Origin of the sequence: Sphingobium sp. 15-1, from assembly GCF_013375535.1 — a bacterium.
GTDB classification, from domain to species: Bacteria; Pseudomonadota; Alphaproteobacteria; order Sphingomonadales; family Sphingomonadaceae; genus Sphingobium; species Sphingobium aromaticivastans.
Map to the genome: position 1 here is coordinate 2,610,959 of NZ_JABXJG010000001.1, position 24,820 is coordinate 2,635,778.

General features: G+C 64.6%; 27 protein-coding genes, 1 tRNA gene and 1 pseudogene. 9 read left to right on the plus strand and 20 right to left on the minus strand.

Going from position 1 to position 24,820, the window contains the following annotated elements; genetic code table 11:
- Window positions 1-13: 13 nt before the first annotated feature.
- The 15 genes and pseudogenes from HUK72_RS12445 to HUK72_RS12515 form a co-directional block, all read right to left on the minus strand.
- A complete protein-coding gene (locus HUK72_RS12445; RefSeq protein ID WP_176597045.1) occupies window positions 14-679 on the minus strand; it encodes a hypothetical protein in 666 nt (221 codons plus the stop codon).
- A 43-nt stretch (window positions 680-722) separates the two neighbouring features.
- Window positions 723-1,796: an RES family NAD+ phosphorylase gene (locus tag HUK72_RS12450; RefSeq protein WP_176597046.1), complete on the minus strand. Its 1,074-nt coding sequence runs from the start codon at window positions 1,794-1,796 to the stop codon at window positions 723-725.
- A 111-nt stretch (window positions 1,797-1,907) separates the two neighbouring features.
- Window positions 1,908-2,123, minus strand: a complete 216-nt coding sequence (locus HUK72_RS12455) for an AlpA family transcriptional regulator (protein WP_176597047.1) — start codon at window positions 2,121-2,123, stop codon at window positions 1,908-1,910.
- Window positions 2,120-2,338: a DUF2274 domain-containing protein gene (locus tag HUK72_RS12460; RefSeq protein WP_176597048.1), complete on the minus strand. Its 219-nt coding sequence runs from the start codon at window positions 2,336-2,338 to the stop codon at window positions 2,120-2,122. Before HUK72_RS12460 ends, HUK72_RS12455 begins: the two co-directional genes overlap by 4 nt.
- Window positions 2,339-3,538 carry a TrbI/VirB10 family protein gene (locus HUK72_RS12465; protein ID WP_176597049.1) on the minus strand — a complete coding sequence of 400 codons (1,200 nt, stop codon included), beginning with the start codon at window positions 3,536-3,538 and terminating at the stop codon, window positions 2,339-2,341.
- Window positions 3,535-4,479, minus strand: a complete 945-nt coding sequence (gene trbG, locus HUK72_RS12470; protein ID WP_176597050.1) for a P-type conjugative transfer protein TrbG — start codon at window positions 4,477-4,479, stop codon at window positions 3,535-3,537. The genes HUK72_RS12465 and trbG overlap by 4 nt, the downstream gene beginning before the upstream one ends.
- On the minus strand, window positions 4,476-5,282 hold the full coding sequence (gene trbF / locus HUK72_RS12475; protein WP_176597051.1) for a conjugal transfer protein TrbF: 807 nt from the start codon (window positions 5,280-5,282) through the stop codon (window positions 4,476-4,478). The genes trbG and trbF overlap by 4 nt, the downstream gene beginning before the upstream one ends.
- On the minus strand, window positions 5,282-6,583 hold the full coding sequence (gene trbL, locus HUK72_RS12480) for a P-type conjugative transfer protein TrbL (RefSeq protein WP_176597052.1): 1,302 nt from the start codon (window positions 6,581-6,583) through the stop codon (window positions 5,282-5,284). The genes trbF and trbL overlap by 1 nt, the downstream gene beginning before the upstream one ends.
- A 265-nt stretch (window positions 6,584-6,848) precedes the next feature.
- Window positions 6,849-7,975, minus strand: a protein-coding gene (locus tag HUK72_RS12485) for an IS3 family transposase (RefSeq protein WP_218035957.1) whose coding sequence is annotated in 2 segments (ribosomal slippage) — window positions 6,849-7,744 and window positions 7,744-7,975 — 1,128 coding nt in all. Because the reading frame shifts where the segments join, the coding sequence is not laid out codon by codon here.
- A 32-nt stretch (window positions 7,976-8,007) separates the two neighbouring features.
- On the minus strand, window positions 8,008-8,682 hold the full coding sequence (gene trbJ / locus HUK72_RS12490) for a P-type conjugative transfer protein TrbJ (protein ID WP_255325707.1): 675 nt from the start codon (window positions 8,680-8,682) through the stop codon (window positions 8,008-8,010).
- 22 nt (window positions 8,683-8,704) lie between these two features.
- Window positions 8,705-9,415, minus strand: a pseudogene (locus HUK72_RS12495) (conjugal transfer protein TrbE); the annotation flags it as partial.
- 121 nt (window positions 9,416-9,536) lie between these two features.
- Window positions 9,537-10,394, minus strand: a complete 858-nt coding sequence (gene istB / locus HUK72_RS12500; protein ID WP_176597053.1) for an IS21-like element helper ATPase IstB — start codon at window positions 10,392-10,394, stop codon at window positions 9,537-9,539.
- Window positions 10,391-11,890 (minus strand): IS21 family transposase, encoded by a 1,500-nt coding sequence (gene istA, locus HUK72_RS12505; RefSeq protein ID WP_176597054.1) that lies wholly within the window; start codon window positions 11,888-11,890, stop codon window positions 10,391-10,393. Before istA ends, istB begins: the two co-directional genes overlap by 4 nt.
- A 107-nt stretch (window positions 11,891-11,997) precedes the next feature.
- Window positions 11,998-12,648: an integrase arm-type DNA-binding domain-containing protein gene (locus tag HUK72_RS12510; protein ID WP_255325708.1), complete on the minus strand. Its 651-nt coding sequence runs from the start codon at window positions 12,646-12,648 to the stop codon at window positions 11,998-12,000.
- A 166-nt stretch (window positions 12,649-12,814) separates the two neighbouring features.
- Window positions 12,815-12,901, minus strand: a tRNA-Leu gene (locus HUK72_RS12515).
- Window positions 12,902-13,042: 141 nt separating this feature from the next.
- Here HUK72_RS12515 and HUK72_RS12520 point away from each other — a divergent pair.
- The 3 genes from HUK72_RS12520 to HUK72_RS12530 all read left to right on the plus strand — a co-directional run bounded on the left by HUK72_RS12520 (window position 13,043) and on the right by HUK72_RS12530 (window position 14,963).
- Entirely contained in the window at window positions 13,043-13,798 is a 756-nt protein-coding gene (locus tag HUK72_RS12520; RefSeq protein ID WP_176597055.1) for an alpha/beta fold hydrolase, read from the plus strand.
- A complete protein-coding gene (locus HUK72_RS12525) occupies window positions 13,798-14,667 on the plus strand; it encodes a tetratricopeptide repeat protein (RefSeq protein WP_176597056.1) in 870 nt (289 codons plus the stop codon). The genes HUK72_RS12520 and HUK72_RS12525 overlap by 1 nt, the downstream gene beginning before the upstream one ends.
- 77 nt (window positions 14,668-14,744) lie before the next feature.
- The gene (locus tag HUK72_RS12530; protein ID WP_176597057.1) at window positions 14,745-14,963 is read left to right on the plus strand and encodes a hypothetical protein; all 219 of its coding nucleotides are present in this window, start codon (window positions 14,745-14,747) and stop codon (window positions 14,961-14,963) included.
- A gap of 336 nt (window positions 14,964-15,299) precedes the next feature.
- Here HUK72_RS12530 and HUK72_RS12535 read toward each other — a convergent pair whose 3' ends face one another.
- Window positions 15,300-16,004, minus strand: coding sequence for an SIMPL domain-containing protein (locus HUK72_RS12535; protein WP_176597058.1), 705 nt, complete (start codon window positions 16,002-16,004; stop codon window positions 15,300-15,302).
- Between the two features lie 103 nt (window positions 16,005-16,107).
- Between HUK72_RS12535 and HUK72_RS12540 the strand changes: the two genes are divergently transcribed.
- Genes HUK72_RS12540 through HUK72_RS12550 form a run of 3 tightly spaced genes read left to right on the plus strand, consistent with a single transcriptional unit; the run spans window position 16,108 to window position 17,740 of the window.
- Window positions 16,108-16,542, plus strand: coding sequence for a VOC family protein (locus HUK72_RS12540; RefSeq protein ID WP_176597059.1), 435 nt, complete (start codon window positions 16,108-16,110; stop codon window positions 16,540-16,542).
- 3 nt (window positions 16,543-16,545) lie between these two features.
- Window positions 16,546-17,268 carry a hydroxyacylglutathione hydrolase gene (gene gloB, locus HUK72_RS12545; RefSeq protein ID WP_176597060.1) on the plus strand — a complete coding sequence of 241 codons (723 nt, stop codon included), beginning with the start codon at window positions 16,546-16,548 and terminating at the stop codon, window positions 17,266-17,268.
- Window positions 17,269-17,323: 55 nt separating this feature from the next.
- Window positions 17,324-17,740, plus strand: a complete 417-nt coding sequence (locus HUK72_RS12550) for a hypothetical protein (RefSeq protein WP_176597061.1) — start codon at window positions 17,324-17,326, stop codon at window positions 17,738-17,740.
- Window positions 17,741-17,747: 7 nt separating this feature from the next.
- Here HUK72_RS12550 and HUK72_RS12555 read toward each other — a convergent pair whose 3' ends face one another.
- From HUK72_RS12555 to ruvA, 4 genes are all read right to left on the minus strand, one after another.
- Window positions 17,748-19,526, minus strand: a complete 1,779-nt coding sequence (locus HUK72_RS12555; protein ID WP_176597062.1) for a long-chain fatty acid--CoA ligase — start codon at window positions 19,524-19,526, stop codon at window positions 17,748-17,750.
- Between the two features lie 323 nt (window positions 19,527-19,849).
- Entirely contained in the window at window positions 19,850-20,869 is a 1,020-nt protein-coding gene (ruvB, locus tag HUK72_RS12560; RefSeq protein WP_176597063.1) for a Holliday junction branch migration DNA helicase RuvB, read from the minus strand.
- Window positions 20,870-20,906: 37 nt separating this feature from the next.
- Window positions 20,907-21,233: a GIY-YIG nuclease family protein gene (locus HUK72_RS12565; protein ID WP_176597842.1), complete on the minus strand. Its 327-nt coding sequence runs from the start codon at window positions 21,231-21,233 to the stop codon at window positions 20,907-20,909.
- A gap of 78 nt (window positions 21,234-21,311) precedes the next feature.
- The gene (gene ruvA, locus HUK72_RS12570) at window positions 21,312-21,920 is read right to left on the minus strand and encodes a Holliday junction branch migration protein RuvA (RefSeq protein WP_176597064.1); all 609 of its coding nucleotides are present in this window, start codon (window positions 21,918-21,920) and stop codon (window positions 21,312-21,314) included.
- A 138-nt stretch (window positions 21,921-22,058) separates the two neighbouring features.
- Between ruvA and HUK72_RS12575 the strand changes: the two genes are divergently transcribed.
- From HUK72_RS12575 to HUK72_RS12585, 3 genes are all read left to right on the plus strand, one after another.
- Window positions 22,059-22,634 (plus strand): peptidase S14, encoded by a 576-nt coding sequence (locus tag HUK72_RS12575; RefSeq protein WP_176597065.1) that lies wholly within the window; start codon window positions 22,059-22,061, stop codon window positions 22,632-22,634.
- Between the two features lie 42 nt (window positions 22,635-22,676).
- Window positions 22,677-23,306, plus strand: a complete 630-nt coding sequence (locus HUK72_RS12580; RefSeq protein ID WP_176597066.1) for a DUF1345 domain-containing protein — start codon at window positions 22,677-22,679, stop codon at window positions 23,304-23,306.
- 224 nt (window positions 23,307-23,530) lie between these two features.
- Window positions 23,531-24,817 (plus strand): isoprenylcysteine carboxylmethyltransferase family protein, encoded by a 1,287-nt coding sequence (locus HUK72_RS12585; protein WP_176597067.1) that lies wholly within the window; start codon window positions 23,531-23,533, stop codon window positions 24,815-24,817.
- The last annotated feature ends 3 nt before the right edge of the window (window positions 24,818-24,820 follow it).

Consider the following 24,820-nt stretch of genomic DNA (forward strand, 5'->3'; position numbering starts at 1 on the left):
CGCCGACTAGATGTCACGGTGGAGGCGTTGCGAGCTTTGCGCGGAGGCTGGAGACGTCCGGGGAAGCCAGCAGGAAATAGGCTGTCCCAAGGGTCTCAAGAAAGACCGCGGAAAGGCCGTCCCCATTCAGTTCAAGGCCATGGCCCACGCTGGTTATCCCGTGCTCGATCGCGTCGAACTTCTCGGTGTCGTCGTGATGATGCGCGCCACCACATTTGTTCGCGACATAACGGATGACAGCCTCTCGCGAGTACACTTCGCCCATGATGGCGAGACACGCTGCTTGCTGGAAGGCGCCAAGCTTTACCGCCGCCAGCGGCAGGATCGGAGGAGACGCAGCTGCTTGTTCCTCGAACTGGCGCCGGTAGGGACTTTGCTCACCCGGTTTCCTATAAGCGTAGTAGGCGCTGAACTCGTTGCCCCCAATCGTGTAGCCGCCGCACGCGAAGACCAAAGCCTGTTCGATCGGGGCGCCCGCCACATCCGGTACTGTGACCAGCAGGGGCTGCCCCGCCTCGAATGCCGCCCGGTTCAGCGCCCCGTCGAACAGAAAGCGAAGCGACATGCTTGCTCGAATAGCCTGGCTCGCGCCCAAGGGCTCCCGTAGCAACGCATCGAGGATATCGAGGTGAACACGAACTACCTCAGCCCTGCGGATCAGCACGTCATCTGCAATCATGTGACAACCCTCTTCTCCTCAAGATGACGTCCGCTGGCTCGGCTCAGTACCGCCTGTCCGCCTCCGCGCCCGTCAGTTCTTGGTGCCCGACCAGGGTCGCCAGAGCCGAGAAATCATCAGGCGGTTCCAGTACCACGATGTTGCTTCCGCCAACGCTTTTGGTTGACCCGTACCGGATTGCATCAAAGCCGGCGGCTCGGGCGCAGTCGGCGACAAATCGAGAGAACACATATTGCTTCTTGAGCCAGCCCTCACCGGCATTGGGCGCAAGCAAGAGCGCAGAGGAGGCCAATGCCTTCATCAACTCGAAGCCCGTTGCTCCTTCCTCAAGGTCGACCAGATCCAGCATGAGCAACTCCGATCCGATGCGCAGTTCGGCGACATGGGCCCGGTCTCCGGGCCGTCCGAGCTCGGCAGCAGCGACCATCGGCGAGCTAGCGGCGTATAGCATCGGTGAGCCGGCATGGTTGAATCGGCCCTCGCCTACAAAGGCAGCGGGCGGCGGGGCGTAGGTCGACAGCTCCGCCGGGTTCTGGCCCAGGCGAGCGACGTCCGCCGCAAGTCGGGCGCGATAGAGCGCCTCCGAGACACTTCGGCGAGAAGCCGTCGCGAACATTTCCTTTATTTGCTCGAGGACTCGCCGGGCAAATTGGTGTTCGAGCATCAGGAAGGGCGTCTTGCTGCCAAGGACGAGCAGCTCGTCGGCTGCTTCCTCGATCTCGTCGGCGTCGCTGAAGAGATGCTCATAAAGCCACAAGTTATGGGAATCGACACGCCCGCAGCGGAGGCATGTCACGAAGTGCCGCAAGGTGGACATTTCCGCGGGATTGTAGATGTCCACCATCCGCGAATATTCCAGGAACCACCACGATTCCATCGCTTGCGTTTGGAACTCCATCTCCCGGAAGGCGACGTCCGGCCAATGCTTCTTGAAGTCGGCGTAGCAAAAGTCGCAGCAGCAGATGGTCGAGGAATACGCCGAGTCTATCTCGTCACCGAGGATGTCGTTGAAGACCTCGATATCGCCCTGGGTCACTGGGAGGTGCGGCCCCATCAGCCAGTCCGGGACCTGGGCTTCCGCACCAGCGGGATCGTTGGTGAGTGTCCTGGCTACCATTAGCAACTGGACTCGCTGTCGCTCTGTCGGCTTTGTTTGGAATGCTTGCTCATGACAGAGATGGCATAATTGATCGACAGGGCCGCGCACGGCCTATTTCACGGGTCGGTGCTATATCTTTCGTCGCTTACCCTCGAACCCGTCCTTCACCTCATTGATCCACGCGCGAATCTCCTGATCACTCCAGCGAGATGCCAACGGCGAGACCTTGTATGGTGCCGGAAACTTCCCCTCCTGGATCAGGCGATAGATCATCGACTTTCCCAGCCCGACCCGGCGCTTGACCTCATCGAGCTTCAGGAAGCGATCGGGCTGGTCGTCGTTCATTTTCCACCCGCGCGGGTCCGCGAGAATCCGCGGTCGCTTTCCAGGAAGGCGCTGAGCATCGCCGGGATCAGCTCGGCGACCGGTTCGTCCCGGCCATACGTCTTGGCGTACAGAGCGGCGTATTCCGTCAATGCTTGGTGGAGGTCGGGCATCACCGAAATCGTAAGCTTCATCGGCGTGCGGTCCGGAAGCTGCTGCAGCTTGATGTCGGCCATTCAATTGCTCCTGTCCGAGGGTGGGGCAAGGATCAGGTCCTTGTGAACGACGAGGCGAACCGGGGCGCCCGGCCGTATGGTAATCGTCGGCTGGACGCCGAGATTGCGCCGGGTGATCTGATCGCCAGCCCGGGCCACGTTGTCCTGCGTCGACATCCGGATCGCCTGGACAAGATCGCTCTGACCCGACAGCGCGAGCTCCGAGCTGACGCCAAGCAGGGTCGAAAGGACGACACCCTTGAGCAGCTGCCAGGTATGGAGGTCGACCTTGTCGGCGAGACCGGCGTACCCCGACGGATCGGTCGCCGGCACGTTGTCGATCCGCAGCGAGCTGCCGTCCGGCATGATGATGCGTTGCCAGACGATGAGCGCTCGCTTCTGCCCGAAGGCGACGACGCTGTCGTAACTTCCGATGAGCCGCGCGCCTTGCGGTACGAGCAGGATGCGACCGGTCGCACTGTCGAAGGTGTTCTCCGTGACCTGGGCGGTGACCAGTCCCGGGAGATCAGATCGCAGCCCCGTGATCAGGCTGGCCGAAATCACGCTGCCAGCCGACAGTGTGTATGGCGACGGCAACGCGGCCAGCGCGTAGGGATTGATGTCCCCCGTCGCATCACGTTTGCCGACGAAGGCGGCCTTGCGTCCCTGCGCGTTCGGATCCCGATCCGGATCGAGCGCGACCTTGTCGGTATCGCTCGCCGGTGCGGGCGACGACCCGGCCGCAACGGGGTCAATCGGCGTCGAAGCCTGCCGGTTCTGCACGAGCACGCCGGATTCCCGGGCGGCCTTGAGTTCGGCCAGGCGACGTTCGCTTTCCGCGGCCTCTGCCTGCTGCAGTTGCTGGCTGCCGGGATCCACGCCGGTCGCCAGCTGCTGCTGCCGTTCCAGGATCGGCTTGCCGAGGTCTCCGGGAAGCGGCGGGCCGAGCCGGGGCACGTCGCCATAGGTGGCAGGCGCGCCGTTCAGACCGTCGCTCATGGGCCGCACGTTCGGCTGTGAGAGCTCCTGCTGGTTTTCGCCGTGCTGGAACAGGCGCGGTTTCAGCGCCATCCACGTCACGGCGATCAGGCTGACCGAGCCGATGGCGGCGATCGCGATGATCACACCGCGCTTGAACCGGATCGCGCGCGGTGGTCGGGCGCGGATCGCCAGCGTCTCCGGGTCGAGCTTCGCATTCTGCGGGAGTGCGGTCTCCGTCACGACGCCCTCCGTCGTGTGTCGGACCGACCGGCCCGGCTGATCCGCACGATGTCCTGGCGTTTCAGACCGAGGCGCAGCTCGGCCGTCTCGAACAGGCGATCGACGACGTAATACCGACCCTGCACGCGATAATTGACGAGCTGAGCAGCGCCTTTCGCGTCGACGAGAAAGAGCGGCGGTGCTTCACCGGTCCCGAGATCTGACGGAAATTCGATGTAGGTCTGGCGGCCGTCGTCGAATGCACGAACGGGCCGCCATGTCGGACGGTCGCCCGAGATGACATAGTCGAAGTGGAGCTGGTCGACCGAAAGTCCGGTGGCAACCGGCTGCGCGGCGCGAGCGCGATCCGCAGCTGCCTTCAGCGCGATGAGCTGGTCCTGCGGATATGTCCAGGAGATCGCGACCATTGCCGAGCGTCCGACGCTGGTCAGCGCGAGATGATAGGTCCGGCGATCAGTGGTGATGATGATGTTCGTGGCAAGCCCGGGTGCGAACGGCTTGACGAGGACGTGCGTTCGCCGTGAATCGCCGGTCCCGCTGGTGGTGTCGCCGATGACCCATCGCACGGTGTCGCCCGCGGCGACCGCACCCAGCACCTCGCCGGGCTGAAGCGTGATGTCGGTCACCTGTCCCGGAGCAGTGAGCACATGATAGACCGCCCCGTCGCTGAACGGGTAGACCTGCACCGCATTGATGTAGCCGGCCGTCGCCGGCTCCAGCGTCGCGGCGCGATTGGCAGCGCGCACCCGCAGCTCCGTCGGCGAAGGCGGTAGTCGCCGACGCGGGGCCGGCGGCCTGGTCACGATGGGCACCGGCACCGCGGCGACTGGCGCCGCGACGGGCGGGATGGTGCCGGCCGATGATGGCGGAGGCGCTGGAACGGTCTGCGCTGCAGCGCTGCCGGCGCTGGCGAGCAGCGCGACAAGAAGGTGGAATCTCATTGACGGGTCTCCGCTTGGGGTTGCTGAGGCTGGGCGAGGCTTGGATCGAGCGGCGATCCGAGCGGCAGGTTCGCTGTCGGCGCTGCTGCGGGACGCGACGCAGCCGGCGCTGTCGTTCCCGGCTCCAGCTCGCGGCTCCAGTCGACCGCGTCGACGTAGAGACCGAGAGGATTGCGTCGAAGAGCGTCCGCTGTCGGCGGCGACTTGAGCACGACCGTCAGGATTCCGGTCCAGTGCGTCGATCCGGCCTGCGCGCCGCGCTCGTAGGCGGTCTCGATCCATTTCACCTGAAAGGAACGATCGGAGGCGCGGACCACGCTGGTGACCTGCACCGAGACTGTCCTTTCACCCACGCGACCGAACGGGTCTGCAGAGCGGGCATAGTTTCCGAGGAAGACGGCGCCTCGCTTGGTCGTGAAGTCATAGGCCGACAGCCAGTCCTGGCGCATCAGGACCGGATCGAGCGATACCGACCGGACGCTCGTCACGAACCGCCCGAGGAACCATGCGATCTGCGGATCGGTCGGATGGTAGACGGCATCGGCGGCCGACACGGCACGGGGTTCGCCGAGCTTGTCGACCTCTACGACATAGGGGACGACCCGGCTCTGAACCGACTGCCAGAGCAGGCCGCCCGAGAGGGCAGCGGTCAGGCCGAGGCATCCGAATGCCATCAGACGCCAGTTCCGGGCCTGCACGCGGGCGGAGCCGATCCGATCGTCCCAGAGCTGACCAGCTCGCTGGAATGGCGTTTCGGGTATGGGCGATCGCCCATAGCGTTGCACGGCACGTTTGAAGATCATCAGTCGTCCCTTTCCTTGATGTCGGGGGTGGCGCCGCCGCCGCCGCGGTCGCCTTGACCGATGGCGTGGATGGCAGCCTGGCGGTGGTGTCGAGCGGACGCCTGATCCTTCATCGCGCGCGCCCAGCCGGGCATGCTGCGGGCGTCATCGGCGGCGGCACCGGCGGGCGCCTGTCGACCGACCATGGCGTTGAAGGCACCCTGCCGGCCGACTTCGGCGGCCTCGCCGAGACCGAGGGCGGCGGACATGCGCGAGCGGGCAGCACTGGAGGCGGCGGTGGCGACCCCCTTCATCCCGGCGCCGACGGACGCCGAGCCGCTCGCCTCCTGGCCCAGCTTGTAGGCCGTGCCTGCGGCAGACCCCATCGAAGTGCCCGCCCGGACGGCGCCCATGCCGGCCGCCGCCAGTCCGCGTGCGGCGCCGGCGGCGCCCGCCGCGCCCAGGACAATGACGCCCCCGGCACCCAGAGCGGTGCCGAACGCCGCGCCGGCGCCGAGCTGCGGCGCGCCCGATACCAGTCCCGAGGCGATCCCGGGGCCGAAGATGCCGAGGCCGAAAAGCGCAAGGCTGGCGAGCACGAGGCTCAGTGCCTGGCCGATATCGGGCTCCTGGCCCTGCAGGGCGGTGGTGAACTGGGAGAAATAGTTGGAGCCGATTCCGACGATCACGGCGAGCACCATGACCTTGATGCCGGAGCTGACGACGTGTCCGAGAACGCGTTCGGCGAGGAAACTCGTCCGGTTCCAGAGCGCGAAGGGGACGAGGATGAACCCGGCAAGCGAGCTCAGCTTGAACTCGAGGATCGTCACGAACATCTGCACGGCCAGGATGAAGAAGGCGAGGATGACGAGCACCCAGGCGATCAGCAGGACCATGATCGTGAGGAAATTGTCGAAGAAGCTGGTGAAGCCCATCATCTGCGAGGCCTGCTCGAGCAGGGGCCAGGCCGCGGAGAAGCCGGTTCCGGCGAGGCGACCGGGCTTGAGCAGGTCCGCCGCCGCCATCCCGCCCCCGCCAGCGGTCAGCCCGGCCTGGGCGAACGAGCGGAAGATGATGTCGGCGAGCGTCGAGAAGCTGTTCAGGATGAACGCGAAGGCGCCGATGTAGAGGATCTTGCGGATCAGGCGTCCGAGAACATTGTCCTCGCCGCCGAGCGCCCAGAACAGGCCGGCCAGCGTGATGTCGAGCGCGATCAACGTCCGACTGAGGAAGCTGACGTCGCCGCCGAGAAGGCCGAACCCACTGTCGATGTAGGTGATGAAGGCCTGCATGAACTGGTCGATGACGTTGAGGTCGTTCACGGTGGTGATGTCCTGACGAGATGAGGAGAAATGCCGCGGGGCGCGCCTGGGGGAGCTGCGACGCGCCCCGCGGCGGCGTCGGCGGAGGGGCGAGGTCCGTCGACGCCGTGCCGGCGCCTACTGGGGGGTGTAGGCGTTGCCGGAGCCGAGGAACTTCTTCGTCGCGCCCTGCGCGTCCGACTGGGCTTGCGCGCGGCTTGCCCGCTCGATCGCGTCGGCGCGGTACTGTGGACTTGTAACGGTTTTGCGCCGATCACCTATCTCATTATGCCACCTTGGCTTCGAATGCGAGCGGACTGATGCCGCCCAGATATGAATGGCGCCGGCGGGAATTGTAGAAGCCGTTGATGTACTGGAAGATGGCGGTCTCTGCTTGCCGCCGGGTTGGCCAGCTCTGCCGCCAGATCATTTCCGCCTTCAGGGATTTGAAGAATGTCTCGACGGCGGAATTGTCGTAGCAATTGCCTTTGCCGCTCATCGATGGAAGCAGGCCGTAGGCCTGCAGCTTCTTCTGATAATCATAGGAGCAATATTGGCTGCCGCGATCTGAATGGAAAAGGCAGCCCTGTGGTGGCCTTCGCAGCCGGACCGCCATGTCGAGTGCCCGGATCGCCAGGTCCTTCTTCATTCTGTCGCTGACCGCCCAGCCAACGACGCGACGGCTATGCAGGTCGAGGATGACGGCAAGATAGAGCCAGCCTTCCGACGTCCAGATATAGGTAATGTCGCCCGCCCATTTGCGGTTGGGCGCATCGGCCGCAAAGTCGCCGTCCATCCAGTTCGCCGCGACACCCAAACGATGGTGGCTGTCTGTCGTCACCTTGTGCTTGCGCGTGCGGACCGGCCTAATCCCGTTGATCCGCATCAGTCGGCCGACACGACGCTCGCCGACATCGAGCCCCGCCTCCTTCAACTCCATCGTCATTCTTGGACGACCATAGCTGCCAAGGCTCAGGCTATATTGTTCCCGGATATGGGCCAGCACCCTCATGTCCGTCCGCTCCCGGTGGCTTATCGGTCGCGAACGCCAGGAACGATAGCCACGCTCGCTGACCTGCAAGACACGGCACATCAGCTCTACCGGCCAACGATGCCGCCAGCTGTGCACAAAGGCGAACCTCACGGCCTTTGGCCCGCGAAGAACTGAGTTGCCTTTTTTAGCACTTCCCTCTCCTCCCGGAGCACGCGGTTCTCAAGGCGAAGTCGCTCATTCTCTCGAGCCAGATCTGCCTGCGGCGCTGCCACCAGGTCCGACGGCCGATAGTGCGACACCCATTTGTTCAAGGTCGACTTGCCTACGCCCAAATCCGACGCGACCCGTTCGCGCGACAACCCGCTGGTCAGCGCAATACGCACCGCCTCCTGCTTGAACTCTTCACTATGCTTGATCATCTCGTCGGTCTCCTTGAATGAGCCTTAAACTCTCAGGTGACCGGCACAAAACCGTTACAAGTCCACTGTGCCGCCATCAGCGTCTGGAGCTGGAACTGCTGCTTGGCGACGAGTGCGAGAAGCTGGTTCGTGGCCTGCTGCGCCTGAAGCGCGCCCTGCGCACCCTGGCTGCGCTGGACGATGCCGTTGAGCGTGCTCGCGTCCGCGGCGACGTTCTCGACCACCTGTGCCTGGACGGTCATGGTGTGCTTGTACGCGTCCATCGAAGCATCCAGCCGCGCGCGCGCGTCGATGACATGCTGATTGCTGGTGAGAGCCTGATTGAAGCTCGTCGGGAACATCGACTGGAACTGCTGATCGAGGCCGGCGACGCGGAATCGGATGGCCTGCGCCTGACCCATCAGCTGGTCGATCTGCTGGATCGTCTGGGTGATCGCCTGCAGCTCGGGAAACGTGATCGTGCTCAGGTTCCTGGCCTGGTTGATCAGGCTCTGCGCCTGGTTCTGCAGCATCTGGATCTGATTGTTGATCTGCTGCAGCGTCCGCGCCGCGGTCAGGATGTTCTGGCTGTAGTTACTCGGGTCGAAGACGGTGAGCTGCGCTCGTGCCGGCGTAGCCGTCGTCAGCACACCCATCACGAGCGAGCCGCTTGCGCCGAGCGCGAGCGCGCCAGCCATCAGATACTTCTTCAGGGGGATTCTGGTCATCTTGAGTCTCCGGGGCTTGGGGTCAGGGAGCGGTGAAATCGGCGAGAAGGTCGGCAGCCCAGCCGAGATCGGCGGCCGCCAGGTAATCGGCGGCGAACCGGTCGGGGCCGGCCTCGGCGAGGATGGTGTCGATGCGGCGCTGGCTGGCCGGGTCGGATGCACCGCACAGCGCCAGCGCAACCGGTCCGAGACCCAGCTCGAACAGTCGGTTCCCGCGCGCGGACTGCAGGTAATAATGCCGCTTCGGCGTCGCCCGGCTGACCAGCTCGATCTGGCGATCGTTGAGACCGAAGCGGGCGTAGCCCTCCCTGCTCTGGGGCTCGATCGCGCGATCGTTGGGAAGCAGTATGCGCTGCGGGCAGCTCTCGATGATGGCCGGCGCGATGCTGCTGCCCGCGACATCGGCCAAGCTCTGCGTGGCGAACAGGACCGCCACGTTCTTCTTGCGCAGGGTCCTCAACCACTCGCGGATGCGCGCGGCGAAGAGCGGATGGTCGAGGAAGATCCAGGCCTCGTCGAGGATCAGCAATGTCGGGCGGCCGTCGAAGCGTTCCTCAAGGCGGTGGAACAGATACGTCAGCACCGGGGCCACGACGCTCGCCTGTCCGAGCAGAGCCTCGGTCTCGAAGCACTGGACGTCGGCGAACGCCAGCCCGCTCTCGCTCGCATCCAGAAGCCGCCCGTGCGGTCCGTCGAGCGTGTAAGGCTGGATCGCGGTACGCAGCGCATTTGTCAACGGCGGTCGGATTCCAGGCCAGCGTGGCGGAGTAAAAGCAGGCCATTGATGGGGCGCTGTGAAGATATGCAAAGGGCCCCGATCGGGGCCCTTTGCATATCTTGGCCGTGATCGGGGATCAGGGGGCTGTAATTTCGCCGGTGTCCGGGTCGACGACAGGGGTGGCCTGTTTTTGCTCCGCCCCGGCAGCACGGCGGCGGGCGGACTGCTTGAGACGGTAGCTGTCGCCGTTCATGGCCAGGATGCTGACGTGGTGCGTGAGCCGATCGAGCAGCGCGCCGGTGAGCCGCTCGGATCCCAGGACCTGCGTCCAGTCCTCGAACGGCAGGTTGGATGTGACGATCGTCGATCCACGCTCATAGCGCTGCGAGAATGTCTCGAACAGCAGTTCGGCGCCCGTGGGGGAGAGCGGCACATAGCCCAGTTCATCGACGATGAGCAGCTTCACCGCCGCCAGCTCGCGCTGCATCTTGAGCAGCCGCTTTTCGTCTCTTGCCTCCATCAACTGGTTGACCAGCGCGGCCGCGGTCGTGAACGCGACGGTGAAGCCTTTCTGGCAGGCCGCCAGTCCCAGGGCGAGCGCCACATGGGTTTTGCCCGTGCCACTGTTACCCAGCGCAATGATATTTTCCCGCCGCAGGATATATTCGCAGCGCGCCAGTTCCAGCACGAGCATCTTGTTGAGGCTGGGGATGGCCGTGAAGTCGAACGTGTCGAAGCTCTTCACCGCCGGGAAGCGGGCGGCACGGATCCGGCGCTCCACCGTGCGGCGCTCGCGGTCGATCAGCTCCAGTTCGATGAGCCGCAGCAGGTAGCGGCTATGATCCACCCCATCGCGCGCGCATTCGCGGGCCAGCTTCTCATATTCGCGCAGCACCGTAGGAAGTTTGAGCTGCTTGAGATGATGCGCGAGCAGGATCTGGGGCGTCCCCGCCATAGTGCCGGTCGGCATCCTGTCCTCAGGAACCCGGTTCATGCCGCCAGCCCCGGCACGAGCGCAGCATAGTCAGCAGCGCGCGTCGTCTTCACGTCCATTCTGGGCAGGTGGGGGTAAGCCGCCAGATCGAGGCGGGCGGGCCGCCGTTCGATGCGCGCCAGCGCGATCTGCTTGACCGCGTCGAAGCCGATCGCGCCGATATGGATCGCCTCGTTCACCGCGAAGGTGACGGTATCCATCGGTATCGCCTCCAACAGGCGCAGCACCTGGATAAACTCGCGCTTGCCCTTGTTGCCCATGCGCGCCTCGAGAAGATGGCGCAGATGCTGGAACGCCTCGGGCAAGGCCCAGTCCTGCAGCGCGGCGGCCTGATCGAGCGCATTAGGCTTGGTCTCGATCAGCGCCAGATAATGGAGCGGGTTCGCCACGAACATGGCTTCACCATAACAGCGGGCATGTCGGGCGATCTCCTGATTGCCGCACAGGATGACGACCGTGTCGACAAAGCCCTTCACCATGACATCCTGGAAGCCGTAACGGGTCGGCACCGAGTAGTCGTTGGTCCGGTAGCGCACCAGCGCCGTTGATGACACGCGGGCCGCCCGTGTCTCGCACGGCTCGAACAGCCCTGCTGGCAATGCCCGCATCGCCGCCAGATCGGCCATGAGCCGCGCACCGATCGCCTCGCTGTGCCGACCGGCCCGCTCCTCCTGTCGGACCCGGCAACGGCGTTCCAGTTCAGCATTGAAGTCGTCGAAGCTTGCCGTATGCGGGATCGGCACCATGAAGTGCGACCTGGCATGCTTCACCAGTCCTTCCACCTTCCCCTTATCGTTCCCCTTGCCGGGACGACCGAACCGATCGGTGAAGAGGTAGTGACTGACCAGCCCCGTAAATGCCCGCGTCCGCTCACGCTTGCCATCGCCGCAGATCTTCGCGACCGCGACCTTCGTGTTGTCATACAGAATCGATAATGGCACGCCGCCAAAGAAGGCGAACGCCGATACATGGCCGTCCAGAAAGGCCTCGGTGGTCTCCGCCGGATAGGCCTTCACGAAGCAGGCATCCGACTGAGGCACGTCCATGCAGAAGAAGTGGATCTTCCGGCGAACGCCGCCGATCACTCCCACCGCTTCACCAAAATCCACCTGTGCATGTCCCGGTGGATGGGCCAGCGGCACGAACGTCTCGCGCCCCCGCGCCCGGCAAAGCCGGACATAATCCTTCACGACAGTGTAACCGCCGCCAAAGCCATGTTCATCGCGCAGTCGCTCGAAGATCCGCTTGGCACTGTGTCGCTGCTTCACGGGCGCAACGCGATCCGCCGCCAGGATCGCGTCAATCACCGGCAGCAACGGTCCCAGCTTCGGCTTCGCCACAGGCTTCGTCCGCGTGTAGCCCGGCGGCAGCGAAAAACGGCACATCTTCGCTATCGTGTCACGGCTCAGCCCGAAGACCTTCGCCGCTTCTCGCCGGCTGTTACCTTCCACAAACACAAAGCGCCGAACGGCGACGTAGCTCTCCACGGCAAACATCCCCGGCCGCCCCCCTTAAAAAGGAGCAACCTATCCAATGGCTGGTTTTTAAACCGCCACGCTCAGCAAATCGCCGGCGTTCCATTGGCCTGGTTTGTCACCGCCCTCTACACGCCCGCTCGCTTAGGGCTGGTGATAGCCGCGAGATGCCTGGTCTTGGGCACGGTGAGCGCGCCGCGCAAATCGCCGGTCGGATCGCGCTCGGCGCGGGTGGTCGCGACGGCGTAGCGGAAGACACGGCCGAGGACGCTACGCATCCGGCGGGCGCTCTCGTAGCGGCCCGTAGCTTCCACCGATCGGAGAACGACCAGAACTTCCTGCGTGGTGATCTTGGCGATCGGACGGTTGCCGATCTTCGGATAGGCCATATCGAGCAGCCAGCGGATCTTGCTGAGCGTGATCTCGGCCATGTTCTCGCGCTCGTTCTTGGCGATCCACTCCTTGGCGACCGTCTTGAAGGTGTCGTTCTCCTCGACGCGCGCCTTGGCCCGCGCGACTTTCTCCTCGTGGGAGGGGTCGAGGCCGGCCGCGACAAGGCGGCGAGCCTCGTCGCGTTTGCCGCGTGCGTCAGCGAGGCCGACCTCGGGCCAGGCGCCGAAGGCGAGTGTGCGGTGCTTGCCGTGGTGGACATAGTTCAAGCGCCACAGCTTCGAGCCGTTCGGTCGCACGAGGAGATATAGCCCGGCGCCGTCGGAGAGCTTATAGTCCTTCTCGGCTGGCTTCGCGCTGGCCACGGTCGTGGCAAAGAGGGTGGCCATCTGAGGTATCGCCTCCAAAAAGGGAGGAGAACGATACCTTCCGAGATACCCGAATTGTTCTCGATTGGTGCCGTATCCGCCCGGATTTCGCCGGACGCTTATAGCACAAGAATCGATGGATTTCAGCCATTTCCGGGACGTCCACGGACGCCCCCGGAAGAACAAATGGTGCCCAGAAGAGGACTCGAACCTCCACGACCTTGCGATCGCCAGCACCTGAAGCTGGTGCGTCTACCAATTCCGCCATCTGGGCACGGGGTAGGAGCGCGCAACTAGCCGCTGGCCGGAGGGCTGTCAATCACGGCAGCCGCATTATTTTTATTTTTCTGGTTTCCCGGCCAAGAGCTTTTTACGGCCCTTTTTTCAGGCCCCTGCCGCTGAACTGGAGAATCGCATGGAACGCCCCGATGTCGCGCCGCCCGCCCTATATGCTCGCCCGGACGGGGTGCGGCTTGCCTATCGCCATCGGCCTGGCACGGGGCCTACGATCGTCTTCCTGCCCGGCTATATGTCCGACATGGAAGGCGGCAAGGCGGTCGCGCTGGATGGCTGGGCGCAGGGTCAGGGCCGGGCGATGCTGCGGCTCGACTATGCCGGCAATGGCGCGAGCGAGGGGCGGTTCGAGGATGGCACGCTGGCGAGCTGGCGCGACGATGCGTTGCTGCTGATCGATTCGTTGACGCAGGGGCCGGTGGTGCTGGTCGGCTCCTCCATGGGCGGTTGGCTGGCGCTGCTGATCGCGCTGGCCCGGCCGGAACGGGTGGCGGGGCTGGTCGGCATCGCGGCGGCGCCGGACTTCACCGAATGGGGCTTCACCGATTCGGACAAGGCGCTGCTGGCGACGGAGGGGCGGATCGTCGAGCCGATCCCCTATGGCGACGATCCCTATGTCACCACTTTGGCGTTCTGGAAATCCGGCCAGTCGCTCCGGCTGCTGGAGGGGGAGATTGCGATCGATTGCCCGGTGCGGCTGTTGCATGGGCAGGACGATCCTGACGTTCCCTGGCAGACGGCGCTGCGGATCGCGGAGCGGCTGCGTTCATCCGATGTGCAGACGCTGCTGATTAAGGATGGCGACCATCGTCTTTCCCGCGATCCGGACATCGCCCTGCTGATCCGGACCGTCGCCAGCCTGTTGGACAGCCTCTGATGCCCTTCCTCCTCCCGCTGCTGCTGCTCGCCCCGCAGGCCTATGATCCGGAGATCGAGGCGGTGATGAACCGCAAGAGGAAGGAAAAGGCGGAAGCGGCGGCGTCCGCCTCTGCCGCTGCCGCGCCCGCCGCTCAGGCGAGCGACGGCCGCATTCCGGTGCCGGACAAATATGCCGCGAAATTCCAGGCCTGTCTGGACCAGGCGGCGCAGGCGCCGGACAAGGGCGTCGCCTTCGCGCAGCAATGGCGGATCGACGGCGGCAGCTTCTATGCGCGCAACTGCATGGGCTTTGCCTATGCCCGCGCCGAACGCTGGGCGCCCGCCATCGTCGCCTTCGAACAGGGAGCCGATGAAGCCGAACGCAACGGCGAAATGGTGCAGAGCGGGCGGCTGTGGGCGCAGGCGGGCAATGCCGCGCTGGCCGGTGGCGATGCCGCCAAGGCGCGGGACGATTTCGACGCGGCGCTGGCGCGTGGGTTGCCGGACGGTCTGGAGAAGGGCGAGGTCCATCTGGACCGCGCCCGTGCGCTGGTGGCGCTGAACGATGTGAAGGGCGCCCGCGCTTCGCTCGATGCCGCGCTGGATCAGGTGCCGCGGGACCCGCTGGCCTGGCTGCTTTCGGCCACTCTGGCCCGTCGTTCCGGGGAAATGAAGCTGGCGCAGGCGCATATTGCGCGGGCGGTGCAGCTTTCGCCCGATGACGCCTCGGTCGCGCTGGAGGAGGGCAATATCGCTATCCTCACCGATCATGAGGATGTCGCCCGCTCTGCCTGGCAGCGCGCGGTGAAGCTGGCAGCGCCATCGCCCGCCGGGAAGGCGGCCGCCGACAATCTTTCCCGCCTGCCGGCGCCCAAACCCGCCAACTGATCGCCCGATACGGAACCTTGGCCCCTTCCTTTCCGTTAGCCCGGCAAGCGGGACGCGAAGAACAAGAGGAACCGAGGATGAAGCATCATCATGGAAAGTTCGCGGCGCTCGGCCTGCTGGCGGCGGGCGTGCTGGGGCTGACCGCTTGCTCTCACGGCGCGACGCGCGGCGGCCTGATCGGCGGCGCGGGCGGCGCTGTCGTGGGCGCGGCGACCGGCCTTGGCACGGTGGAAGGCGCGGTGATCGGCGGCACGGCCGGGGCGATCATCGGGGATAATAAGAGCAAGCGGCGCTAGAGCATTTTCAAGTTGACCGTTTAGGTCAACGGCTCGGAAAATGCGGCATCGAAAGACGAGAGCGTGTCCGCTAAAGGCGGAAACACTTTAGGGTGTTTGGGGATTCAGCCCATGGCGGGCTGCAAATGGCGGCCTTCTGCGCTTCCGGTGCTCACGCACTTTGAGTACGCTGCGCGCCGGTTCTCGAAATCCACCATTTTTCGCTCCACCCTGAACTGAATCCCCACACACCCTAGAGCGCGCTGCGTTAAATCTGGCGCAGGCTGCGCGCTCTAAGTTTTTTGTTGTCGCATCGTTTTAAGCAGAAAACCGGTTCCCACTTTTCTGCACGATGTTCTAATTGAGATAGAAATCGACGGTCGTGACGACGCGCACCTTCTTATAGGGCGTGTCGCTCGCCCCGTCGGCTTCGCCGTCGCGGGCCTCGATCGAGAAATAGCCCTGGGTCGCGCTCTTGATGCCGCCGACGCTGGCGCCGCTGTCGCGGGCGAATTGCTCGGCGGCGGCGCGAGCGTCCCTGGTGGCGGCGGCGACCATGGGCGGCTTCACGTCGTTGAGCCTGGTGAAGCTGTACCGCATGCCCGACCCTTCCTGCAGCGTAACGCCGCGCCGGACGAGATCGAATTGCTGCGCCACGGCGCGCTGGGCGCGCGCGATGTGGGTCGTGCGCAGCAACATGCGCTGGGTGATGGTGATCGTGTTGACGCCATTGTTGATATATTGGTTCACCCCCGCTCCGGTGGCAGTCAGGGCGTCGGGCTTGAAGCCGAGGCTGGCGAAATAGGCGCGCAATTCTCGGGTATTATTGTCGATTTCGGCGCGAACGGCGGGCAGGTCGAAGCCGGTGGCGGAATAGCTGATCGACCAGGTGGCGAGGTCGGCGGTCACGTCCTTTTCAGCCAACCCGCGCACCGTGACGGAGCGATCCGCCGCCTTGGCGCGTTTCAGCCCGTCGCCCAGGAGATAGCCGCCGCCGACCATCCCCAAGGCCAGCACCGCCGCGCAGCCCAGCAGAAGTTTATCATGATATGTTAAGGCCATGCCCGCCTCCCTCTTCCGTCCAAGCTCGACGCGTCTTATCTTGGGGCTGTACTAAGACTTCAGAGATGAACCGTTGCTTTATAGCGACGAATGGAGTGTTTCCTTGCCCAAATATCTGCACACGATGATCCGCGTGACCGACATCGACCGGACGGTCGGCTTTTTCCGGATGCTGGGTCTGGAGGAACAGAAGCGTTTCGAGAATGCGCAGGGGCGGTTCACGCTGGTCTTTCTCGCCGCGCCGGGCGATGAGGAGGCGCAGGTCGAACTGACCTATAACTGGCCCGCCGAGGACGGCACGCCGTCGGAAGCCTATGGGGGCGGGCGCAATTTCGGGCATCTGGCCTATCGGGTGGAGAATATCTACGAGACCTGCCAGCGGCTGATGGACGCGGGCGTCACCATCAACCGCCCGCCGCGCGATGGACACATGGCCTTCGTGCGCACCCCGGACAATATTTCGATCGAACTGTTGCAGGATGGGCATCTGGAACCGGCCGAACCCTGGGCGTCCATGCCCAACACGGGAGTCTGGTAAGCCATGCTGGAAGTCGTCCGCATACCCGTGCTCAACGACAATTATGTCTGGCTGCTGCACGACGATGCCAGCGGGGAGACGGTGGCGGTCGACCCCGCCGTCGCGGAACCGGTGCTGGAGGCGGCGCGGCAGAGGGGCTGGACGATAAGCCAGATCTGGAACACCCACTGGCATGGCGATCATGTCGGCGGCAATGCGGCGATCCAGGCGGCGACAGGCTGCATCGTCACCGGGCCGGCGGCCGAGGCGGAGAAGATCGGCACGCTGAATCGCACGGTGCGGGAGGGGGACAGCGTCCGCATCGGCGCGCGCCAGGCCGCCGTGCTGGAGGTGCCTGCCCATACCGCCGGCCATATCGCCTATCATCTGGCGGAGGACCGGCTGATCTTCGTGGGGGACACGCTGTTCGCCATGGGCTGCGGACGGCTGTTCGAGGGGACGGCGGCGCAGATGTTCGCCAATATGCAGCGTTTCGCCGCCTTGCCGGACGATACGGTCGTCTATTGCGCGCATGAATATACGCAGTCGAACGGCCGTTTCGCGCTGACGGTAGAGCCGGACAATGCCGCCTTGCAGGCCCGCATGGCGGAGGTGGATGCGGCGCGGGCGCGGGGGGAGGCCACGGTGCCGACCAGCATCGGGCTGGAGCGGGCGACCAATATCTTCCTGCGCGCCAGCGATGTCGCGCAATTGGCGGAACGGCGCGCGGCCAAGGACGCCGCGTGACGGTTTGCGCGCTGTCCCATCGTCTTGAAGGCGGGGACGAACGAGGAGAGGTGTCATGCGCCGATGGATGTTGCGCCCTGGACTGGTTCTGGCGCCGCTGCTGCTGGCCGGATGTTCCGGCAGCTATGAGCCGCCCAAGCTGACCGAAAAGCAGACCGGCGAACTGGAGCGCGCCCTCGCGGGCAAGGTGCCGGGCGAAAAGACGAGCTGCGTCAATCGCGTATCGCAGGCCAATCTGACGGCGATCAGCAACAGCGTGCTGCTTTACCGGGTGAGCGGGCGGCTGGTCTATCGCAACGACCTGATCGGCAGTTGTTCCGGCCTGTCGCGTGGCGACACGCTGATCATCAAGACCTGGGGATCGCAATATTGCCGCGGCGACATGGCGACCAGCGCTGACCTGACGACCGGCATGGTGACGGGAAATTGCGCGCTGGGGGACTTCACGCCCTATCGTTCGCCGGGCAAATAAGGCTCACTCACCCCTTATACAGCGCGTCCAGCCGTTCCTGATAGCGGGCGCGGATGACATGACGGCGGATCTTCATCGACGGCGTCATCTCGCTATTGTCGATGGTGAAGGGTTCGTCCGCCAGGATGAAGCGCCGCACCCGCTCGATCACCGACAGGTCGTCATTCACCCGGTCGACCGCTCCGCGCAGGGCCGCCTGATAGGCCGGGTCGTTCCCGATCCCGTCGACGCTGCGTCCTTGCGCCTGCGCCCATTCCCGCGTCCATTCGGCATCGGGCACCAGCAGCCCCACCAGATGCGGACGGCGGTCGCCATAGACCATCGCCTGCCCGATCTCCGGCAGGAGCGTCAGTATCCCTTCCACCTTCTGGGGCGAGACATTGTCGCCCTTGTCGTTGACGATCAGATCCTTCTTGCGATCGGTGATGCGGATGCGGCCCTTGGCGTCGATCTCCCCGATGTCGCCGGTGTGCAGCCAGCCATTTTGCAGCGCCTTCTCCGTTTCCGCCGGATTGCGCCAATAGCCGTGCATCACCAGTTCGCCGCGCACGAGAATCTCACCATCCTCCGCGATCCGCACTTCTACCCCGTCGAGCGGCGGGCCGACCGTGTCCATCGCAATTCCGGCGCGGGGGCGGTTGCAACTGATCACCGGTCCCGCCTCGGTCTGGCCATAGCCCTGGAGCAGCGTCAGGCCCATGGCGTCGAAGAACAGGCCGACATCGGGGTTGAGCGGGGCGCCCCCCGACACCAGCGCCTTCATCCGCCCGCCGAAGCGCGCCGCGATCTTGGGCTTGAGCGTGCGGGACAGCAGCGCCTTCATAGGCAGGTCGAGCAGCGATTTCTGTCCGCGCTGTTCCTTTGCCGCGATGCGCAGCGCCTGGCCAAGCAGATAGGCGGGGAATTTGCCCTGCTTCTCGATCGACTTGATGATGCGGGTGCGCAGCACTTCGAACAGGCGGGGGACGACGACCATGATGGTCGGCCGCGTTTCCTCGATATTGCTGGCGAGCTTTTCCAGCCCCTCCGCATAATAGATCTGCCCCGCCAGCATGATCGGCATGAACTGGCCGCCGCTATGCTCATAGGCGTGGGAGAGGGGGAGGAAGGAGAGGAACACCTCCTCGCCCCATCCGAAATCCTCCTCCAGCAGCCGACCTGCCCCCTCGATATTGCAGAGGATGGAGCCATGATGCTGCATCACCCCACGCGGCGCGCCGCCCGTGCCGCTGGTGTAGATGATGCAGGCCAGATCGTCGCGCTTCGCCGTCTGGCTGGCCGCGCAGGCGTCGATGTCGGTGGGATGATGGGCGATCAGGTCGCTCCACAGATGGCAGGCGACATGGCCCTGCGCGCCCCGCAGCGGCTCCATGCCGATGACGAAGCTCGCCTGCGACCGCAGCACGGCGGGCATCAGATTTTGCGCCAGCTTCGCGGTGGAGACGATGACGGCGCGGGCGCCGCTGTCGGTCAGGATATGCTGGTGATCGCGGGTGGTGTTGGTGGTGTAGGTCGGCACCGTGACACAGCCCGCCGCCATGATGGCGAGGTCCGCGATGCAGAATTCCGGCCGGTTCTCGCTGACCAGCATCACCGGGTCGCCCGGTTTCAGCCCCTGGGCCTGCAAGGCGCTGGCGAGCGAGGCGACGTCATGGGCGACCTCGGTCCAGCTCAGCGATTGCCATTGGCCGGCCACCTTGCGCCAGAGGAAGGGCGTGTCGCCCATCGCCCTGGCGCGGGCGAAGAACATGGTCACCAGATTGGGAAAACGCTCGATCGCCCTCAAAACGGCATCTCCTCACTCGCGGCGCGTCGCTTGCGCGCGTCTTCGCCTGCCTCGCAGGCTATAACCTCGCCATGCCGTAACGGCCATGATTTTTCGCGGATTTCTGAGACGCGCTTTGGGGTATGCGGGGGATGTGGCTCAGCGGCGAAGATGGGTGGAAGGCGGACATTGAGGTTTGTCCTATGGCGCGCCGTGCTCCTGCGAAGGCAGGAGCCCAGTTCAGATGGTGCGATGATTCACTGAGGGCGCAAATGGGCTCCTGCCTACGCAGGAGCACGTACCGCTCAATGGCAAAGACTGACCAATTTCCGACCAACCCTATCCTAATCGAACAACCCATCCTGAACATTGGACGGCGGGTTCAGCCCCAGATGCTTCCAGCCGGGCCCATTGAGGCAACGCCCCCGCGCCGTCCGGGCGATCAGCCCGAGCTGGATGAGATAGGGCTCGATCACTTCCTCGATCGTGTCGCGCGCTTCGGAGAGGCCCGCCGCCAGCGTCTCGACCCCCACCGGCCCACCGCGATAAATGTCCGCGATCATGGTCAGATAGCGCCGGTCCATCAGGTCGAGGCCGAGATGATCGACCTCCAGTCGGGTCAGCGCGGCGTCGGCCACCTGGGCGTCCACCGCCGCCGCGCCCGCCACATTGGCGAAATCGCGCACTCGCCGCAGCAGCCGCCCAGCGATGCGCGGCGTGCCCCGCGAGCGCCGGGCGATCTCGACCGCGCCATCGGAGGTGATGGCAAGGTCCAGCAGCCGTGCGGCCCGGCGCACCACCAGTTCCAGCTCATCGACGGTGTAGAATTGCAGCCGCACCGGAATGCCGAAACGGTCGCGCAAGGGCGTCGTCAGCAGGCCTTGTCGCGTGGTCGCGCCGACCAGGGTGAAGGGCGGCAGGTCGATCCGCACCGATCGGGCGGAGGGGCCTTCCCCGATCATCAGGTCGAGCGCCCGATCCTCCATGGCGGGGTAGAGCACTTCCTCGACGGCTGGGTTAAGACGGTGAATCTCGTCGACGAAGAGGACGTCGCCCTCATCCAGATTGGTGAGCAGCGCGGCCAGATCGCCCGACTTGGCGATAACCGGGCCGGAGGTGGCGCGGAACCCCACGCCCATCTCGCGGGCGACGATTTGCGCCAGCGTCGTCTTGCCCAGGCCGGGCGGGCCGAAGAAGAGCACATGGTCCAGCGCCTCGCCACGCCCTTTGGCGGCCTCGATGAAGATGCGCAGATTTTCCCGCGCCGCCTGCTGGCCGATGAATTCGGCCAGCGACTTGGGACGCAGCGCGGCGTCGACATCTTCGATGCGGCGGGTGGAGGAGATCAGGCGATCCTCGCTCATGCGCGACACTCACCCCAACCGTCATGCTGAACTCGTTTCAGCATCCATCGTGCCGCTGGCCCGGATGAAGAGGCGATAAACCAAGGCTGGGAGCCAGATCCATCCACCTTGGATTCTCGGATTCGATCAGATTGATCTTCCACTGCCGATGCCAGCGCTTGAGCCGCTTTTCCCGGTTGATAGCTTGTTCCATCGTGTCGCATATTTCGAAGCGGACGAGATTGTGGACGGCATATCTCTCTGTGAAGCCCAGAATGCCGTTCATGCGGTGCTGATGCAGACGTCCGAGCAGGTTCGATGTCACTCCGATATAGAGCGTGCCGTAAGGCTGACTGGCGAGGATATAGACGCATGGTTCTTTCATCATCTCCTCCCTTCGGTGTGAGAGGCCTGATGGATGCTGAAACAAGTTCAGCATGACGGGTGGGGAGGGGGAGGCGCATCATTTCGCCGCTTTCCTGAGCGCCAGGCGGACCAACGCGTCCAGCGACGCGCCCTCGCCCAGTTCCTCTTCCGCCGCAACGACGGCGGTGCTGGCTTCGGCGGGCTTGAAGCCCAGATTCTGCAGCGCGGAGATCGCATCGGCGCTGTGGCCGCCGGTCGGCAGCGGGGCGAACCCACCGCCGATCCCGCCGGCGGGCGTGGGCACGGCGCCGATCTTGTCCTTCAGCTCATTGGCGATGCGCTGGGCGAGCTTGGGGCCGACGCCGTTGGCGCGGGCGATCATCGCCTTGTCGCCGGTCGCCACGGCGCGGTGCAGCTCCGCCGGCTCGAGCGCGGAGAGGATGGCCAGCGCCACCCGCGAACCCACGCCCTGCACGCCGGTCAGCAGGCGGAACCAGTCGCGTTCCTCGGCGCGAGCGAAGCCGACCAGGCGGATCGCATCGTCCGACACCAGCATTTCGGTGTGGACCGTCACCGCTTCCCCCACCGGACCCAGCGCGGCGAGCGTGCGGGAGGAGGCGCCGACCAGATAGCCGACCCCGCCGACATCGATGATGGCATGGTCCAGGCCCGTGCTGTCCAGCCGCCCTTTCAGTTTCGCGATCATGCGCCCTGCCCTTTGGTCATGGTCTGTTCTTTAGGGGCGTCTCCGGCGGGGCGCCAGCTAAAAACCGACGGGCCGCAAGGCACCAATTGCGAACCCAAGCGTAGAGCGACCAAGGGGCAGGGAAAGGAACCTTTTTTCATGTCGATGCAGGCGCCATTGCTGGGCCCCAAGGATTTCGAATATCCCACGATCATGCTGTCGGGCTATGTCGACCATGGCATGTATCTACATTTCCGCAATTGCCTGTCGTCGGCGCCGCAGCAGGGGCTGGTGGTGGTGGAGATCGCCACTTTGGGCGGCGATCCGGAAATCGCGCGGATGATGGGGGAGGACATACGCTTCCATTCCGATCTCTATCCCGACCGGCGGCTGGTGTTCCTGGGCAAGACGGCGGTCTATTCGGCGGGCGCGACCTTCATGGGCTTCTTCGCGGCGGAGAACCGCTATCTGGCGCGGGGGACGCGGCTGATGATCCATGAGCGGATCATCACACGGGACATCCATCTGGAAGGGCCGTTGTCGACCTGCATCGCATCCCTCAAGGCCACGCTGCATGAGATCGAGGCGTCGATCGCGATCCAGAATGAAGGGTTCGCGAACCTGATCCTGGGGTCGCAACTGTCGATGGAGGAACTGCTGAACCGCGCGCCGGAGAATTGGTATCTGGAGGCGAATGAGGCGCAGGCGTTGGGGCTGATCGCGGCGGTGATATAAAGCGGCTTGTACGGCGCGCTGATTTTGCCTTTGATGCGGGGCATGAGCCGGTCGCAAATCTTCCCCTGGCGTTATGGCATGTTCCTGGCCCTGCTGGCGAGCATGGTGCCGTTCGGGCTGCTGCTGCTGCCCTGGCATGAGGCGGTGATGGCGGGCTTCGATGTCGCGGCGCTGGCGTTCATCCTGTCGGCATGGCCGCTGCTGGATGCCGATCCGGACGCGATGCGGCGCAAGGCGGCGGACAATGACGCGAACCGGCAGTTGATGCTGTTGCTGACGGGGATCGTCTCGGTGGTGATCCTGATCGCCGTGGGGGTCGCGGTCAGCCAGCATGGCGGGCACAGCGTGGCGGCGATCGCCCTACTGCTGGGGACGCTGGCGCTGGCCTGGCTATTCTCCAACCTCGTCTATGCGATGCATTATGCGCACATCTTCTATCTGGCGGGCGGGAAGGGCGGGGATAGCGGCGGGCTGGATTTTCCCGATACGCGGGAGCCGGGCTATTGGGATTTCCTCTATTTCGCCTTCACCCTGGGAATGACGTTCCAGACGTCGGACGTGGCGGTGACGAATGGGGAGATGCGGCAGACGGCGCTGTTCCATTGTCTGGCGGCGTTCGTGTTCAACCTGGGGATATTGGCGTTCACCATCAATGTGCTGGGCGGCGGCTGAGGCGACAGGATTCGAGGCGTGTTTCGGGGTGGGTTTGGTCAATAGCTGCCGTTAAGCATGCCGTGTTCCTGCGAAGGCAGGAACCCAGTTCAGATGGTGCGATGATCCACTCAGGGCAGGACTGGGCTCTTGCCTTCGCAGGAGCACGACTTACTCCAGAAGGTTCGCCATCCACCCATTCCCACCTTCGGGGGTTGTTTACCAATTTTCGCTAGGGCCACGGCATGAGCGACCCTGCCGATCCCTGCCCCAAATCCGCCGTCAGCCATGGGGTTGGCGTGGCCGGGCTGGTCGGGTTGGGGCTTTGGACGCTGGTCGCCCGGCATTATGGGATGGACGGCCCCAATGCGGGCTTTGCCGCCGTGGTCGCCTGTGGCGTGCCGATGGTGTTGTGGTCGCTGCTGGTCGACAAGGTGCATCGCAACGCATCGACCGGGATCGATTGGGCTGCGCCGGCGCGGCCCTGGCGGGCGGTGCTGGATGTCAGCCTGGTCAAGATCGCCGGGCTTTGGGCGACATGGCTCGCCATCGCGGTCTTCTATTGCGTCGCGCGCTGGTATTGGAACGGGGATTACCGCTTTTCCATGAACCTGTTCATGGGCGCGGCGCCCTGGTTGCTGGTCGCGTCGGTGCCTTATGTGATCTGGCTGGACCGGCGGCTGGTCGAGCCCAGGGACGCCAGCTACGCCTTCGGGCAGTGGGTCATCGGTGGAAAGGCGGATCGCGTCGAGGTCGCGAATCATGCGCGGGCCTGGGCGGTGAAGGGCTTTTTCCTGGCCTTCATGGTGTCGATCGTGCCGGGCAATTTCGCCAGCGTGGTGGCGTGGCGGATCGAGGACGCCTTCAGCCATCCCGTGGCGCTGGCGAGTTTCCTGATCGCGGTCATGTTCATGATCGACGTCTGCATGGCGACCGTCGGCTATATGCTGACGATGAAGCCGCTGGATTCGCATATCCGGACGGCCAATCCCCTGTTGGCGGGCTGGGTCGCGGCGTTGATCTGCTATCCGCCCTTCGTGCTGATGGGGAATGGCGGGCCGCTCGATTATCATGCGGGCGGGGCGGAATGGGACGTCTGGACGCGGGGCCATGGCGTCCTGCAATGGCTGTTGGGCGGGTGGCTTGTGCTGCTGACCGGGGTTTATGCCTGGGCGACCGTGGCTTTCGGGTTGCGCTTTTCCAATCTGACGCATCGGGGGATATTGACCCATGGGCCGTATCGCTGGACGCGGCATCCGGCCTATCTGTCGAAGAATCTGTTCTGGTGGTTTTCCGCGCTGCCGTTTCTCAGCGTGTCGGGAAGTTTGACCGACGTCGCGCGGAATTGCGTTCTGCTGGGGGTGACCAATGCGGTCTATTATTGGCGCGCGAAGACCGAGGAGGCGCATTTGAGCGCCGACGCGGATTATCGGGCCTATAGCGACTGGATGGCGCGCAATGGCGTGGTGCCACGCTTTTTTGCGTGGGTAGCGGGGCGGAAGCCTTTGGGCGCCGTTCAGCCTGCCGAATAGCTG